This is a genomic window from Terrabacter sp. C0L_2 (assembly GCF_036352015.1).
Taxonomy (GTDB): domain Bacteria; phylum Actinomycetota; class Actinomycetes; order Actinomycetales; family Dermatophilaceae; genus Terrabacter; species Terrabacter tumescens.
Genome location: NZ_CP143557.1, coordinates 4,187,866 through 4,203,683, shown reverse-complemented (window position 1 = coordinate 4,203,683; position 15,818 = coordinate 4,187,866). Strand labels below are relative to the sequence as shown.

13 protein-coding genes and 1 pseudogene are annotated in these 15,818 nt (G+C 71.7%); 9 read left to right on the top strand and 5 right to left on the bottom strand.

All coding sequences use genetic code 11. The features are described from left to right. Positions 1-147: 147 nt before the first annotated feature. Positions 148-762 (bottom strand): TetR/AcrR family transcriptional regulator, encoded by a 615-nt coding sequence (locus tag U5C87_RS19560; RefSeq protein WP_030195125.1) that lies wholly within the window; start codon positions 760-762, stop codon positions 148-150. Positions 763-821: 59 nt separating this feature from the next. On the opposite strand from U5C87_RS19560, the gene U5C87_RS19555 reads away from it, so the two are divergent. The 4 genes from U5C87_RS19555 (at position 822) to ilvD (ending at position 6,047) form a co-directional block, all read left to right on the top strand. Then, a complete protein-coding gene (locus U5C87_RS19555; RefSeq protein ID WP_330474124.1) occupies positions 822-1,601 on the top strand; it encodes a hypothetical protein in 780 nt (259 codons plus the stop codon). Continuing rightward, the gene (locus tag U5C87_RS19550) at positions 1,598-3,661 is read left to right on the top strand and encodes a YhgE/Pip domain-containing protein (protein WP_330474123.1); all 2,064 of its coding nucleotides are present in this window, start codon (positions 1,598-1,600) and stop codon (positions 3,659-3,661) included. The genes U5C87_RS19555 and U5C87_RS19550 overlap by 4 nt, the downstream gene beginning before the upstream one ends. Positions 3,662-3,713: 52 nt before the next feature. Beyond that, complete coding sequence (locus U5C87_RS19545; protein WP_330474122.1) at positions 3,714-4,247, top strand: SixA phosphatase family protein; 534 nt, start codon at positions 3,714-3,716, stop codon at positions 4,245-4,247. Positions 4,248-4,346: 99 nt separating this feature from the next. Further along, a complete protein-coding gene (ilvD, locus tag U5C87_RS19540) occupies positions 4,347-6,047 on the top strand; it encodes a dihydroxy-acid dehydratase (RefSeq protein ID WP_330474121.1) in 1,701 nt (566 codons plus the stop codon). A 100-nt stretch (positions 6,048-6,147) separates the two neighbouring features. On the opposite strand, the gene U5C87_RS19535 is transcribed toward ilvD, so the two are convergent. Beyond that, positions 6,148-6,981, bottom strand: coding sequence for a helix-turn-helix transcriptional regulator (locus tag U5C87_RS19535; RefSeq protein WP_330474120.1), 834 nt, complete (start codon positions 6,979-6,981; stop codon positions 6,148-6,150). A gap of 127 nt (positions 6,982-7,108) precedes the next feature. Here U5C87_RS19535 and U5C87_RS19530 point away from each other — a divergent pair, with 127 nt between their 5' ends. Beyond that, positions 7,109-7,927 carry a phytanoyl-CoA dioxygenase family protein gene (locus U5C87_RS19530; protein ID WP_330474119.1) on the top strand — a complete coding sequence of 273 codons (819 nt, stop codon included), beginning with the start codon at positions 7,109-7,111 and terminating at the stop codon, positions 7,925-7,927. 246 nt (positions 7,928-8,173) lie between these two features. Here the strand turns inward: U5C87_RS19530 and U5C87_RS19525 are convergent. After that, positions 8,174-8,347 (bottom strand): annotated as a pseudogene (locus U5C87_RS19525) (SRPBCC family protein); the annotation flags it as partial. Positions 8,348-8,412: 65 nt separating this feature from the next. After that, complete coding sequence (locus U5C87_RS19520) at positions 8,413-9,363, bottom strand: GNAT family N-acetyltransferase (RefSeq protein WP_330474118.1); 951 nt, start codon at positions 9,361-9,363, stop codon at positions 8,413-8,415. Between the two features lie 321 nt (positions 9,364-9,684). Between U5C87_RS19520 and U5C87_RS19515 the strand changes: the two genes are divergently transcribed. The 3 genes from U5C87_RS19515 (at position 9,685) to ilvC (ending at position 13,207) form a co-directional block, all read left to right on the top strand. Then, positions 9,685-11,550 (top strand): acetolactate synthase large subunit, encoded by a 1,866-nt coding sequence (locus tag U5C87_RS19515; RefSeq protein ID WP_330474117.1) that lies wholly within the window; start codon positions 9,685-9,687, stop codon positions 11,548-11,550. 2 nt (positions 11,551-11,552) lie between these two features. After that, entirely contained in the window at positions 11,553-12,065 is a 513-nt protein-coding gene (gene ilvN / locus U5C87_RS19510) for an acetolactate synthase small subunit (protein WP_030195151.1), read from the top strand. A gap of 113 nt (positions 12,066-12,178) precedes the next feature. After that, positions 12,179-13,207 (top strand): ketol-acid reductoisomerase, encoded by a 1,029-nt coding sequence (gene ilvC, locus U5C87_RS19505; RefSeq protein ID WP_030195154.1) that lies wholly within the window; start codon positions 12,179-12,181, stop codon positions 13,205-13,207. Between the two features lie 64 nt (positions 13,208-13,271). Here the strand turns inward: ilvC and U5C87_RS19500 are convergent, their stop codons facing one another. Then, positions 13,272-14,036: an SDR family oxidoreductase gene (locus tag U5C87_RS19500; RefSeq protein WP_330474116.1), complete on the bottom strand. Its 765-nt coding sequence runs from the start codon at positions 14,034-14,036 to the stop codon at positions 13,272-13,274. Positions 14,037-14,204: 168 nt separating this feature from the next. On the opposite strand from U5C87_RS19500, the gene serA reads away from it, so the two are divergent. Then, positions 14,205-15,788 (top strand): phosphoglycerate dehydrogenase, encoded by a 1,584-nt coding sequence (gene serA, locus U5C87_RS19495; RefSeq protein ID WP_330474115.1) that lies wholly within the window; start codon positions 14,205-14,207, stop codon positions 15,786-15,788. Positions 15,789-15,818: the final 30 nt, after the last annotated feature.

Sequence of the window (15,818 nt, the reverse complement as noted above, 5' to 3'; positions counted from 1 at the left end):
CGAGAGCGCGGTCGGCGACACCGGGTTCTCGACGCAGCCGGGCACCTCAGCCCAGGACATGGTCTCCTCCCCGGTCGACTCCCACTGCGTCCAGCACAGCGGGAGGACCTTGGGATCACCTTGCGGCTTCGGAGGAGGGTGAAGACCTCAGTCGGCGACGCCGAGCAGGATCGGCAGGACGGTGCGCTCGAGCTCGCCGACGGTGAGCGAGCGCGGCTCGACGAGGCGCTGGGTCATCGACCCCTGGGCGAGCGAGATGGCGGCCCGCACGAAGAGCTCGGTGGGGATTGGCAGGGTCAGGCCCTGGCGCGCGACGGCCTCGTCGACGACGGTCACGAGCTCGTCGCGGACGCGGCGCTGCTGCGCGGCCCAGGCGCGGCGCGCCTCGGGGTCGCGGATCGCGTGCAGGGTGAACTCCGTGGTCAGCACGAGCCAGCGCTCCTTGCTGCGGCTGTCGTCGGCGAGCGCCGCGAACACGTCGCGCAGGACCTCGTCGGCGCCGGCGTGCTCGCGCTTGCTGGCCCGGCGGATCCGGTCGACGAGCGCCTCGGAGTGGCGCTGCGACAGCTCGACGACGAGGTCGTCCTTGGAGCTGAAGTTGGAGTAGAACGCGCCCCGCGTGAAGCCGGCCCGCTCGCAGATGTCCTCGACCGTGGCCCCGTGGAAGCCGCGCTCGGCGAAGACCTCGCTCGCCGCCTCGAGCACACGGTCACGGGTGGCCCGGCGTCGGGCGGTGATTCGGGGCTCGGCCGTCGTGGTCATGTGTACAAGGATACGTGCTCGAATTGAATACGACAACGTATCGGATGCATACTCGTATCGTGACTGAAACCGAGGTGCCCCACCTGCAGGGCTTCAACCAGCGCACCGTCGTGGTCGACGACATCAGTGTCGCCGGCACCCACGAGCCCTTCGTCGAGCACGTCTCGTTCACCGCGCCGCCTGGCGAGGTCACCGTCGTCCCGACCGACCCCGGCATCCCGCAGGTCGCCCTGGCGCTCGCCATCGGCGGCCGCGTCGAGCTGATGCGCGGCCGCATCCGCATCGGCGCCGGATCTGACCTGGCCGACCTCCAGCTGCGCACCCGGCTCGTCGACGTCGCCGACGTCACGGCCCCCGAGGACACCATCGCGGTCAAGGCCGTCGTCGAGGAGGAGCTCGCGCTCGCCGAGAAGCCGGCCGGCCGTGCCGCCGTGGCAGCGTTCCTCGAGGCCCACGACCTGTCCGACCGCGCGACACGGCCCTGGGAGCAGCTACCCGCCGGAGTGCGCACGAGCCTGCTGCTCGAGCTCGGCGCCCTGCACCCCATGGTGCGCGTCCTGGTCCTCGCCGGCCCGGAGCGGCACGGCGGCGACCACACCGTGTGGCTCGAGACCTGCCGGCGCCTCGCGGAGACCGGCCTCACCGTCATCGTGCTGACCACGGCAGCGACGGCCGCGTCCCTGCCCGCCGACCTCGGCAGCCCCGACGACACGGCACACGACACGGCATACGACACGGCACACGACACGGCCGTCGACACGGCCGACGAACCCGACGTCGAGGCGGACCCCGCTGCCGACGCCGACGAACCGAACCTCCCGAAGGAGCCCTCGGCATGAACCCCGTCCGACTCGCGGTCGCCGAGCTGCGCCGCCTCACCTCCTCGCGGCTCGCCCGGCTGGCCCTCGCGGCCCTCGTGCTCATCCCGACCCTCTACGGCGGGCTCTACCTCTACGCCAACCACGACCCGTACGGCGCGTTCCCGCAGGTGCCCGCCGCGGTGGTCAGCGACGACGCCGGGACGACGCTCAGCACGGGGGAGAAGCTGCAGGTCGGGGGCAGCGTCGCCGACCACCTCGTCGACTCGAAGTCCTTCGACTGGCACCGCGTCTCGCACGACGAGGCGCTGCGCGGCGTCGACGACGGCACGTACGCCTTCGCGGTCATCATGCCGAAGACCTTCTCGGCCGACCTCGCCTCGACGGCCGAGATGAAGCCCCGTCAGGCCACCGTCGTGCTCGAGACCAACGACGCCAACAACTACATGACCTCGATGATCGGCAGCCAGGTCATCAAGCAGGTCACGGCGTCCGTCGCGAGCGAGGTGAGCCAGACCGCTGCGAGCAAGCTGCTGCTCGGGTTCAGCCAGGTGCACGACCAGCTCGTCAAGGCCGTCGACGGGTCGGAGAAGCTGCGGGCCGGAGCGGCCAAGGCGGACTCCGGCGCCCACCAGCTCGCGACCGGCGCCACGAGCCTCGCGAGCGGCCTGCACGACCTGTCCTCCGGAGCCAAGCGCCTCGGGACGGGCATCGGCCAGGCGGCCGCGGGCGCCGACGACCTCGAGGCAGGAGCCGGCCAGCTCGCCTCCGGGCTCGGCACGCTCCAGTCGCGGACGGCGAGCCTGCCGGCCCAGACCGACAAGCTGGCCGACGGCGCCGAGCAGGTCGCGGCGGGCAACCGCACGATCGCCGGCTACGGCACCAAGGCCGCGACGGCCTCGAGCGACCTCAAGCGCCGGATCACCGCCGACCGCACGAGCTTCCTCGACACCCTGCGCGCGCAGGGCCTGACGGACGCCCAGCTGTCCCTGGTCACGTCACGGCTGGACACGATCGACGGCTACGTCGACCGAGCCGACTCGACCATCCAGTCGGCCTCGAGCGACCTGACCCGCCTGTCCAAGGGCGCCGACCAGGTCGCCACCGGGGCCCGCGCCCTCGCGAAGGCGACGCCGGCGCTCACCGACGGCATCGCCTCGGCGCACTCGGGCGCCGTCCGGCTGCGCGACGGTGCGAGCACGCTCTCGAGCGGCCTCGACACGCTCAAGACCGGTGCCGGCCAGCTGACGACGGGTGCCGACAAGGCCGCCACCGGGGCCGACTCGCTGGCCTCGGGCGCGAACTCCCTCGCGTCCGGTCTCGACGCGCTCACCAAGGGCGCCACCGACCTGCACGACGGTCTCGTCAAGGGCCGCGACTCCATCCCCGACCCGAGCGACGCCCAGCGCAAGGCCATGGCGCAGACGATCGGCAACCCCGTCGGCGTGTCCACCGGCTCGCTCTCGTCGGCCGGCTCCTACGGCGCCGGGCTCGCGCCGCTCTTCATGAGCCTCGCCCTCTGGATCGGCGCCTACGTCCTCTTCCTGTTCGTCCGTCCGCTGTCACCGCGGGCGCTCGCGACGAGCCAGCGCTCGGTCCGCACGGCGCTCGGCGGATGGCTCGCCCCTGCGCTCGTCGGGCTCGTCCAGGTGGCGGCCCTCGTGCTCGTCGTCGGACGCGGCGTCGACATCAAGATCGCCCACCCGGTGCTCGCCTTCCTCTTCCTCTGCTTCACCTCGATGACGTTCGTCGCGATCCTGCACGCGCTGGCGGCTCGTCTCGGCGCCGTCGGCAAGTTCCTCGGGCTCGTCTTCATGGTCGTGCAGCTCGTCAGCGCCGGAGGCACCTTCCCGTGGCAGACCCTGCCCGCGCCGCTGCAGGCGGTGCACCACGTCGTGCCGATGAGCCACGCGGTCGACGGCCTGCGACGCCTGCTCTACGGCGCCGACCTCGGACCGGTCCTCGGGTCGCTCGGGGTGCTCACGGCATACCTCGTCGTCGCGCTGACTGTGTCGACGATCGCGGCCCGACGGTCGCGGATGTGGACGCCGAAGCGCATCAAGCCGGCCCTGGAGCTGTGACGCGGGACCACCCGGGCTGACAACCCGAGGGGATCGGGGCATGCTCGGAACCATGAGCAGCGCCTCGCGGGAGAAGACCCTCATCCTCATGCGTCACGCCAAGGCGGAGGAGGGGGCGGGCAAGCCCGACCACGACCGCGAGCTCGCTGCCCGGGGCCGGCGGGACGCCAAGGCGGCGGGCTCCTGGCTCCACACCGAGGGCCTCGTCCCCGACCTCGTCATCTGCTCGACCGCGCAGCGCACGCGCCAGACGTGGGAGGAGGCGTGCCGGGGTGGGGCGCACACCGAGTTCGTCGAGTTCCGGCGCAGCGTCTACCTCGGCGGCTCCGAGCAGACGCTCGAGACGGTGCGCGAGGACGCCGGCGACACCTCGACGGTGCTCGTCGTGGGGCACAACCCGACCATGGCCCAGCTGACGAGCCTGCTCACCGACGGCGAGGGGTCGCGCGAGGCCCACGAGGCGCTGGGCCAGGGTTTCGTCACGAGCGGGCTCGCCGTCCTGCGCTACGCGGGGGAGTGGGCCGACCTCGACCTCGGCACGTGCGAGCTGACCCGCTTCCACGTCAGCCGCGGGCGTGAGGACTGATCCCGGGGCCCTCCGGGTGACCGGTTCCGCAGCGACGACGCGGCGATCAGGCTGTGAGATGCGGTGTCCACCCAGCGGACACCGTCCTATGCTGCAGCCATGACGCAGACGCCTGACATCAAGCCCCGCAGCCGCGACGTCACCGACGGTCTCGAGAAGACCGCGGCACGGGGGATGCTCCGGGCGGTAGGCCTCGGCGACGACGACTTCGCCAAGCCCCAGATCGGGGTCGCGAGCTCGTGGAACGAGATCACCCCCTGCAACCTGTCCCTCGACCGGCTCGCCAAGGCCGTCAAGGACGGCGTGCACGCCGGCGGTGGCTACCCGCTCGAGTTCGGCACGATCTCGGTGTCCGACGGCATCTCGATGGGCCACGAGGGCATGCACTTCAGCCTCGTCTCCCGCGAGATCATCGCCGACTCCGTCGAGACCGTCATGAACGCCGAGCGCCTCGACGGCTCGGTGCTGCTCGCCGGCTGCGACAAGTCGCTGCCGGGCATGCTCATGGCCGCCGCGCGCCTCGACCTCGCGTCGGTGTTCCTGTATGCCGGCACCATCCTCCCGGGCGTCGCCAAGCTCTCCGACGGCACCGAGAAGGAGGTCACGATCATCGACGCCTTCGAGGCCGTCGGCGCGTGCAACGCCGGTCTCATGTCGCGCGAGGACGTCGACGCCATCGAGCGTGCCATCTGTCCCGGCGAGGGCGCGTGCGGCGGCTTCTACACCGCCAACACCATGGCCGCCGTGGCCGAGGCGATCGGCATGTCGATCCCGGGCTCGGCCGCGCCGCCCGCGACCGACCGCCGCCGCGACATGTACGCCCGCAAGTCGGGCGAGGCGGTCGTCGAGCTGCTCCGTCGCGGCATCACGGCGCGCGACATCATGACCAAGCCGGCGTTCGAGAACGCCATCGCCGTCGTCATGGCGTTCGGCGGCTCGACCAACGCCGTGCTCCACCTGCTCGCCATCGCCCACGAGGCGGAGGTCGACCTGACGATCGAGGACTTCCGCCGCATCGGCGCCAAGGTGCCGCACCTGGCCGACGTCAAGCCGTTCGGCAGCTTCGTCATGAAGGACATCGACCACATCGGCGGCATCCCCGTCGTCATGAAGACGCTCCTCGAGGCCGGCCTGCTCGACGGCGACTGCCTCACCGTGACCGGCAAGACCATGGCCGAGAACCTGGACGAGATCAACCCGCCCCACATCGACGGCCGCGTCATCCGCGAGATGAGCCAGCCCATCCACAAGACCGGCGGCCTGACGATCCTCACCGGCTCGCTCGCCCCCGAGGGCGCCGTCGTGAAGTCGGCCGGCTTCGACGAGTCGGTCTTCGAGGGCACGGCCCGCGTCTTCGACGGCGAGCGCGCCGCCATGGACGCCGTCGAGGCCGGCTCGCTGAAGAAGAACGACGTCGTCGTCATCCGCTACGAGGGCCCCAAGGGCGGCCCGGGCATGCGCGAGATGCTCGCCGTGACGGGCGCCATCAAGGGCGCCGGCCTCGGCAAGGACGTCCTGCTGCTCACCGACGGCCGCTTCTCCGGTGGCACAACGGGCCTCTGCGTCGGCCACGTGGCTCCCGAGGCGGTCGACGAGGGACCGATCGCCTTCGTGCGCGACGGCGACACCATCCGCCTCGACGTCGCGAGCGGCACGCTCGACGTGCTCGTCGACCACGACGAGATGGCGCGCCGCCGCGCCGAGGGCGTCACGCACCCCGAGCCCAAGTACACGAGGGGCGTCCTCGCGAAGTACCGCAAGCTCGTCGGCAGCGCGAGCGGCGGCGCCGTCTGCGGCTGAGCCGCCCGGCATATCAAGCCCTTTCGAGGTGATGCCAGCACCCGCCCGGGTGCCGGCATCACCTCGGTCACGCACGATGACGTATGCCTGACGTATGCCGTCAGGTGCCGGCGTCCCGGTAGGCGCGCGGCGTCACGCCGGTTGCCTCGCGGAAGCGCCGGATGAGGTGCCGCTCGTCGGTGAACCCGGTGGCGGCGGCGATGTCGCGCACGCTGAGGCCGGTGTGCACGAGCAGGTCGGTGGCCGCGGAGAGCCGCCGAGCCGCACGGTGCGCGTACGGGCCGGTCCCGGTCTCGGCCCGGAAGCGCCGCCGCCACGTCTCGTAGGGCAGGCCGACCTCGGCCGCCACCGACGGCAGGTCGAGGGTCTCGGTGAGGTCGCCCTCGAGGAGCTCGACCGACCGCGCGAGCCAGCCGGCCCCGCCGACGGGGCCGCGTCGCCGCGGGTGGTCGGCGAGGTCGCGCGCCTCGAGCAGGGCTGCGAGCAGGTCGAGCGCCTCGACGTCCCGCGCGTCGACCGTGGCGGGTCGCGGTCGGTCGAACGCGGCGAAGCGGGCGGCCCACCGGCGCACCGGCAGGCCGTGCACGAGCGGGCGGTCGGGGGAGAGGGCTCCAGTGCGTCCGGCGCAGTCGAAGACGGCGCCGTCGAACACGACGAAGTGCTCGTCCCAGCCGCCGGCGTCGGCGCCGTACCAGTGCGGATGTCCCGGGTGGACGACGACGAGCGTGCCTGCCCCGATGGGCTCGTCGTGACGGGCGTCGCGGTAGCGGCCGGTGCCGGCAGTGACGAACGTGAGCCCCCACGTCGGGTGGCGCCGGGTCGTTCCCGGTGGCAGGCCGCTCCCCGCGGTGATGCGGGCCGAGACGAGGACGCGGCCGAGGCGCGCGGCTGCGGGCTGAGGCCCGACCGCAGACGTCGATGCGGTGTCGCTCACGTACACATGGAACCAGAACGTACCCCTGTGACCACGAGGTTCGGGGTCTCGGTTCCGCGGGTCTGGTGTGCTTCAGCCACCCGACGACCGCTCCGGTCGTTGGCGATCCGCGAAGGACGGTCCGCCCATGCCCATCGACACGCTTCCCGAGCTCACCACGGCATACCCCGTCAGTGACGGTGACGTCACCGCCTACCGTGCGAACGGCCACGTGCGCCTGGCCCAGGTGGCCACGCGGGAGGAGGCGGCGGCCTACCGCGACCCCATCGCCGCGGCCGTCGAGCGGCTCAGCACCGAGACGCGGCCCCTGGCCGAGCGCGACAGCTATGGCATGGCGTTCCTGCAGGTGATGAACCTGTGGCGGCACGACGAGGACGTGGCCCGCTTCGTCATGGCGTCCCGCTTCGCCGGCGTCGCGGCACAGCTCCTCGGGGTGCCGCGGGTCCGGCTCTACCACGACCAGGCGCTCTTCAAGGAGCCCGGCGGCGGCTACACGCCCTGGCACCAGGACGCGATGTACTGGCCACTCGACGGCTCGCGGTGCCTGACGATGTGGATGCCGCTCGTCGACATCACGCCGGACCACGGCGGTCTCGCATTCGCGACCGGGAGCCATGCCGACGGGCCGCTCAGCGACATCGGCATCTCCGACGCGTCCGAGGAGCACTTCGACCGGCTTCTCGCCGAGCGTGGTCTCGTCGCCGACGAGCCGGTCGCGATGCAGGCGGGCGACGCCTCGTTCCACTCGGGCTGGACGGTGCACAAGGCCCTCGGCAACACCTCGACGCAGATGCGTGAGGTGATGACGGTGATCTGGTTCGCCGACGGGCTGCCCGTGCTCGAGCCGGCCAACCCAGCGCAGGTCAATGACCTGGCCTCGTGGCTGCCGGGCCTCACACCGGGCGACGTCGCGGCGTCCGACGCGAACCCCGTCCTGCCCCGCTGACCGCGGCCCCGGACGACACCGGTGCGCGACGGGTCGAGGGCTAGGTGCTCGGGTCCGACGCCCCGGCCTCGGACCGGGCCTTGAGACCCGCCGCCTCCATCGCGAGGTAGCGCTCGGTGAGTGACCGGTAGCCGCGGCCGACGACCGCGCCGACCCAACCCGACTGGGTGATCGAGAGGGTTGCCGGCAGGTGCCGGGACCGGTGGCCTCGACACCGTGGCGTCCGGTGGTCACGGTGCCGGGCCCGCGTGCCTCCCAGGTGAACTCGCGCCCCTCCGTGAGGTCCGTGACGGTCCACACGGTCGTCGGGATGCGGGGCTGGTCGACGCGGGCTCGCGCCCCCACCCGGAGGTCGTCGTCGAGGAGGGTCACCGAGCGCACGGATTCCGTCCACTCTGCCCAGCGCTGCACGTCGCGCATCACCGCCCACACGCGGGCGACGGGGGCGTCGATCTCGATGCTCGTGTGCTGCTCCACACGTCTCCTCAGGCTGGTGCGACCCCGGGCTGCGGTGCCACGTCGGCGGCCCAGTGACGCCACACCGAGGTGACCTGCATGCCGACCTTCTCATAGAGGCCGAGTGCTCCGGTGCGGGAGTCGGTCGACAGCTCGGAGCGCTCGCCACCGTGGGCGCGGGCGACCTCGAAGGCGTCGACGAGGAGCGCGCGGGCGAGTCCCCGGCCCCGCTCGTCGCGGCGCACCGCGAGCTTGTCGACGTAGCCGCAGCCGCTGGAGACGACGACGAAGGCCATGCCGACGACCTCGCCAGCGGCATCCACCATGAGTCGCAGCTGCCAGGGCTCGTAGCCGGGGCGGCGGGAGACGGTGGCCGTCCACTCCTCGAACGACGAGCGCTCGCGCTCGGACCACTCGAGGAAGGCGTCCTCGTTGACGGTCCAGGCCGCGCGCAGGTCGGCCTCGTCGCGCGGCTCGCGGACGCTGTAGCCGGCGGGGAGCGGCTGCGGCGTGATCGTCGTGCCCGCCGGCATCTCGAGCACCCAGGACGTCCAGAGGGTGCGGTAGCCGAGGGCGGAGAAGAGGCGCTCGCCGGGGGAGTCGCCGGGCACCGGCTGGCCGACGAGCGTGCCGCCGTCGCGGGCACCGACCGCTCGCGTCCAGTGCGACAGGGCGGTGCCGAGGCCCCGTCCGCGGAGGTCGGGCGCGACCGCGCCGTCGGCCCAGCGACCCTTGAAGACCTCGGCGTATGCCACGAGCCGGTCCCCGTCGAACACGCCGACCGACTGGGTGGCGAGGTCGAAGGCCGGACGCTGCCAGTCGCCGACGATGTCGGCCTCCTCGATGAGGACCTCGCCCACGTCGTGCAGCTCGCAGGCGGCCATGAGGGCCGTGACCGCAGCTGCGTCCTCGCGGGTCAGCGGGCGGGGCGTGAGGTGGGCCGCGGTCGGCGGCAGCAGGAGGGGCACGGCGCTCGTCATGACGGTCAGTGTCCCGAGAGGCTCCTGCGAGCGACAACCGACTTTCCGTGGCGAGCCCCCAGCGCCCTCGTCGCAACCGGGTGACAGTGGGTGAGATCACGAGGTCACATGCTGAGACGGGTGCGACGGTCGATTGACACCGTTGGGGCTGCGTAGGACGGTTGTCACGTGGCCCGACTCCTCGTACTTCCCTAGCGCGCCGACCAGCTCGAACGGTCAGCGCGCCCCCTTCCGTCCCCCCGCGGGACAGAAGGGTTTTTTTGTGGCTGGAGTCAGCCCGAACCGGCATCACCCCGCAGTGCTCGAGACAAGGAAGAGATCGTGAGCGACACGACGAAGCAGGCGCCCTCGCCCGCCGACGTGGCCTCCCTGGCCCGTCCCCGACCCGCGGCGGAGGCCAAGGCCGTCCCGACGGCCGGCGTCGTCACGCCGGTACTCGAGGTCACCGGGGCGCAGGCGCTCGTCCTCTCCCTCGAGGCCATCGGCTGCGACACCGTCTTCGGCATCCCGGGCGGCGCGATCCTCCCGGCCTACGACCCCATGCTCGACTCGAAGAAGGTCCGCCACATCCTCGTGCGCCACGAGCAGGGCGCCGGCCACGCGGCCGAGGGCTACGCCTCCGCGACCGGCAAGGTCGGCGTCTGCATGGCGACGTCGGGCCCCGGCGCGACCAACCTCGTGACACCGCTCGCCGACGCCCACATGGACTCCGTCCCGGTCGTCGCGATCACCGGCCAGGTGGCGAGCGCCGCGATCGGCACCGACGCCTTCCAGGAGGCGGACATCCGCGGCATCACGATGCCGATCACCAAGCACAACTACCTCGTGACCGACCCGGCGAAGATCCCGCAGGCCATCGCCGAGGCGTTCCACGTCGCGAGCACCGGGCGTCCCGGCCCCGTCCTCGTCGACATCAGCAAGGACGCGCTGCAGGCCACGACGACGTTCAGCTGGCCGCCGCAGATCGACCTGCCCGGCTACCGTCCCGTCCTGCGTCCGCACGGCAAGCAGATCCGCGAGGCCTCCCGGCTCATGGCGGCGGCGAAGCAGCCGATCCTCTACGTCGGTGGCGGCGTCGTGCGCGCCAAGGCCAGCGAGGCGCTGCGTCGGCTCGTCGAGCTGACCGGGATCCCGGTCGTCACGACCCTCATGGCGCGCGGGACCGTGCCCGACAGCGAGCCGCTCAACCTCGGCATGCCCGGCATGCACGGCACCGTCGCCGCCGTGACCGGCCTGCAGAAGTCGGACCTCATCATCGCCCTCGGCGCCCGGTTCGACGACCGCGTCACCGGCCAGCTGTCGACGTTCGCCCCGGACGCCAAGGTGATCCACGCCGACATCGACCCCGCCGAGATCTCCAAGAACCGCATCGCCGACGTCCCGATCGTCGGTGACGTGGGTGAGGTCATCAAGGACCTCATCGAGCAGGTCACCCTCGACCGGGCCGCGGACGACGCCGCGTCGGGCTGGGACTACGCCGCCTGGCGCGAGCGCGTCGCCGGGTGGAAGGAGACGTTCCCGCTCGGCTGGACCGACAGCGAGGACGGCACGCTCTCACCGCAGTACGTCATCGAGCGCATCGGTGCGCTGACCGGGCCCGAGGCCACCTACGTCGCGGGCGTGGGCCAGCACCAGATGTGGGCCGCGCAGTTCGTGCAGTACGAGCGCCCCAACGCGTGGCTCAACTCCGGAGGCCTCGGCACCATGGGCTACTCCGTCCCGGCAGCCATGGGCGCCAAGGTCGCCGAGCCCGAGCGCACCGTCTGGGCCATCGACGGCGACGGCTGCTTCCAGATGACCAACCAGGAGCTCGCGACCTGCGTCATCAACGACATCCCGATCAAGGTCGCGATCATCAACAACAGCTCGCTCGGCATGGTGCGCCAGTGGCAGACGCTCTTCTACGACGAGCGCTACTCCAACACCAACCTCCAGCCGCTCGAGCAGCGCGTGCCCGACTTCGTCAAGCTCGCGGACGCCTACGGCTGCCTCGGGCTGCGGGCCGAGACGCCCGAAGAGGTCGACGCGGCCATCAAGCTGGCCCTCGAGACCAACGACCGTCCTGTCATCATCGACTTCATCGTCCACCGCGACGCGATGGTGTGGCCGATGGTGCCGGCAGGAGTCAGCAACGACATGATCCAGGCCGCGCGCCACGAGGCGCCGGTGTGGGAGCGGGAGGACTGAGCATGAGCAAGCACACCCTGTCGGTCCTCGTCGAGGACAAGCCCGGCGTCCTGACCCGCGTCGCGGCACTCTTCTCCCGTCGAGGGTTCAACATCAACTCCCTCGCCGTCGGCCCGACCGAGCTGCCCGACATCTCGCGCATCACCGTCGTCGTCGAGGTCGAGGGCGCCGCCCTCGAGCAGGTGACCAAGCAGCTCAACAAGCTCATCGAGGTGCTCAAGGTCGTCGAGCTCGACGCGCACGCGTCGGTGCAGCGCGAGATCCTGCTCGTCAAGGTCCGCGCCGACGCGGCGACCCGCAGCCAGGTCATCGACACGATCCAGCTCTTCAAGGCCAAGGTCGTCGACGTCACGACCGACGCCATCGTCATCGAGGCGACCGGCACCTCAGACAAGCTGCGCGCGCTGCTCGACGTCCTCGAGCCGTTCGGCATCAAGGAGCTCGTCCAGTCCGGCCTCGTCGCCGTCGGGCGCGGCTCGCGCTCCATCACCGACCGTAGCCTCCGCAGCGCCTGACCCGGCCACCCTCCCGAGGACGTATGCCGTCCGGCCCGGCCACACGGCATACGACCTCGGGTGCCACACCCGCACAGACCAAACGCACACCGCAACCGAAGGAGAAGGCCACCATGGCCGAGATGTTCTACGACGACGACGCCGACCTGTCGATCATCCAGGGCAAGAAGGTCGCCGTCATCGGCTACGGCAGCCAGGGCCACGCCCACGCGCTCAACCTGCGCGACTCCGGTGTCGACGTGCGCGTCGGTCTCGCCGAGGGCAGCAAGAGCAAGGCCAAGGCCGAGGCCGAGGGCCTGTCCGTGGCGTCCGTCGCCGACGCGGTGAAGGAGGCCGACCTCGTCGTCATCCTGACGCCCGACCAGGTGCAGCGGACGGTCTACGCGAACGACATCCAGCCCAACCTCAAGGACGGCGCGGCCCTGCTCTTCGGGCACGGCTTCAACATCCGCTTCGGCTACATCAAGCCCGAGTCCGACGCCGACGTGCTCATGGTCGCCCCCAAGGGTCCGGGCCACATCGTGCGTCGCGAGTTCGTCGACGGCCGTGGGGTGCCCGTGCTCCTCGCCGTGGAGCAGGACGCGTCCGGCACCGCGTGGGACCTCGCCAAGGCCTACGGCAAGGCGATCGGCGGCCTGCGCGCCGGCGGCATCAAGACGACCTTCACCGAGGAGACCGAGACCGACCTGTTCGGTGAGCAGGCCGTGCTCTGCGGCGGCGCGAGCCAGCTCGTCATGTACGGCTTCGAGACCCTCGTCGAGGCGGGCTACCAGCCCGAGGTCGCCTACTTCGAGTGCCTCCACGAGCTCAAGCTCATCGTCGACCTCATGATCGAGGGCGGCATCGCCAAGCAGCGCTGGTCGGTCTCCGACACGGCGGAGTACGGCGACTACGTCTCCGGGCCGCGCGTCATCGACCCGCACGTCAAGGAGAACATGAAGGCCGTCCTCGGCGACATCCAGAACGGCACCTTCGCCAAGCGCTTCATCGACGACCAGGACGCCGGTGCGCCGGAGTTCAAGTCCTTGCGCGAGAAGGGTGCCCAGCACCCGATCGAGGCCACCGGCCGCGAGCTGCGCAAGCTCATGGCGTGGGTCAAGCAGACTGACTCCGACTACGTCGAGGGCAGCGCCGCGCGCTGACCTGGTCGACGGTCCGACGGCCGGTGCCCCGTTCGTGGGGGCACCGCCCGTCGGCGTCCGGCGGTCAGCGACCGGACAAGCGGGACGGCTGGGCGGCGAGCCAGTCGGCGAAGGTCCTGCCGCCGAGGTCGGCCGTGCCGGCGACCGGGACGGTGCGGCTCTCGGACACGGCGCGCATGAGCCGGCCCACCGGCGGGAGGCGGAGCGTGCGCGGTGCCGAGGCGCCGCGGTGGGTCCGCACGAGCCGCGCGACCTCCGTGATCGCCAGCACCTCAGGGCCGGCGACGTCCGTCGCGCGGGCGTATGCCGTGGGCCCGGGCCCCAGCGCCAGGTCGACGAGCCGTTGCGCCACGAAGTCGGTGTCGACGGGCTGGAGGGCCATGTCGCCGATCGTGACGGCGAACGGTCCGACTGTCAGACTGCGGGCGAAGAACGCTGTGAGGGAGTGGAACTGGGTCGCGCGCAGGACTGACGCAGGACCGCCGGCGGCTGCGATGCCCTGCTCGGCGCGCAGCTTGCGGCGGTAGTAGCTGAGCGGGTGGTCGTCGATGCCGACGATCGAGATGTGCACGAGGTGCGTGCCGCGGGCGGCGGCCGCGTCGGCCAGGCGGCGCGTCGCGTAGACCGTCACGTCGTCGCCGCGAGAGGTGTCGTCGGCGCAGTGCACGACGGCGTCGGCGTCGGTGAGCACTCTGTCGAGCCCCGCCCCGGTCGTCAGGTCCATCCCGGACCGCCGGCTCGCCGACACCGCCTGGTGTCCGCGGGCCGTCACCTCGCGGACCACCCGGGACCCGAGGTCCCCGGCGCCACCCGTCACCACGATGCGCATGACCCCACAGTGGCGCTCCTGACCGTGACAGCGCAACGTCTCACCCCACCCGGATCCCGTGGATCTGCGCAGGGGTGCGGCCTAGACTCGCCGACGGCACACCGCGGTGCCGCCGACGGTCCGCACCCCGCCGTGCGTGTGGCCTCGCCCCTCCGGAAGGGTTCCCCAGTGAGCAAGCCCGTTGTTCTGATCGCCGAAGAGCTGTCGCCCGCCACGATCGAGGCCCTGGGACCCGACTTCGAGATCCGTTCGGTCGACGGCGCCGACCGCGACGCGCTGCTCCCGGCGCTCGTCGACGTCGACGCGGTCCTCATCCGGTCGGCCACGAGGATGGACGCCGAGGCGATCGCGGCGGCCAAGCGGCTCAAGGTCATCGCCCGCGCCGGCGTCGGCCTCGACAACGTCGACGTCCAGGCGGCGACGCAGGCCGGCGTCATGGTCGTCAACGCCCCGACCTCCAACATCACCTCGGCCGCAGAGCTCGCCGTGGCCCTGCTCCTCGCGACGGCCCGCAACGTCGCCCCCGCCAACCAGGCCCTCAAGGCCGGTGAGTGGAGGCGCAGCCAGTACTCCGGCGTCGAGCTGCTCGACAAGACCGTCGGCGTCGTCGGTCTCGGCCGCATCGGGGCCCTCGTCGCCGAGCGACTCAAGGCCTTCGGCATGAAGATCGTCGCCTACGACCCGTACGCCTCGCCCGCCAAGGCCGGACAGCTCGGCGCCCAGCTCGTCGGCCTCGACGAGCTGCTCGTGCAGTCCGACTTCATCACCATCCACCTGCCCAAGACGCCCGAGACGGTCGGCCTCATCGGCGAGGAGGCGCTGTCGAAGGTCAAGCCGTCGGTGCGCATCGTCAACGCCGCCCGCGGCGGCATCGTCGACGAGACAGCCCTGGCCCGCGCCATCGCAGAGGGCCGGGTGGCAGGCGCCGGCATCGACGTCTTCGCCACGGAGCCCACGACCGAGTCCCCGCTCTTCGAGCACGAGTCCGTCGTCGTCACGCCACACCTCGGTGCCTCGACCGAGGAGGCCCAGGAGAAGGCCGGTATCGCCGTCGCGCGATCGGTGCGGCTCGCCCTCGGTGGCGAGCTCGTCCCCGACGCCGTCAACGTCAGCAGCGGCTCCATCGCCGAGGAGGTCCGTCCGGGAATTCCTCTGGTGGAGAAGCTCGGCCGCATCTTCACCGCCATCGCCGGCACGGTGCCCGCGCAGCTCGACGTGGACGTCCGCGGCGAGATCACGGCGCACGACGTCAGCGTGTGGAAGCTCGTCGCGCTCAAGGGGCTGTTCACCGACGTCGTCGAGGACCCGGTCACCTACGTCAACGCACCGGTCCTGGCCGAGCAGCGCGGCTGCGTCGTCCGTCTCGTCACCGACCCCGACGCCGGCGACTTCCGCAACGTCACGACGCTGCGCGGCACCCTCACCGACGGGTCGGTGGTGTCGGTGTCCGGCACGCTGACCGGTCCGAAGATGGTCGAGAAGCTCGTCGGGGTGGGCGGCTACGACCTCGAGGTCCCGCTGTCGGACCACATGCTCGTCTTCGAGTACTCCGACCGCCCCGGCGTCATCGGCGCGGTCGGCCGCATCCTCGGTGATGCCGGCATCAACATCGGCGGCATGCAGGTCTCGCGCCAGGAGGACCGCGCCATCGGCGTGCTCAACGTCGACAGCGCGGTGCCGCCCGCGATGGCCGCCGAGCTCGCCGAGGTCATCGAGGCCAGGACGTTCTCGGTCGTCGACCTGCGGGACTGAGCCGCGCTCAGCTGCACCGAGCCGCACTGC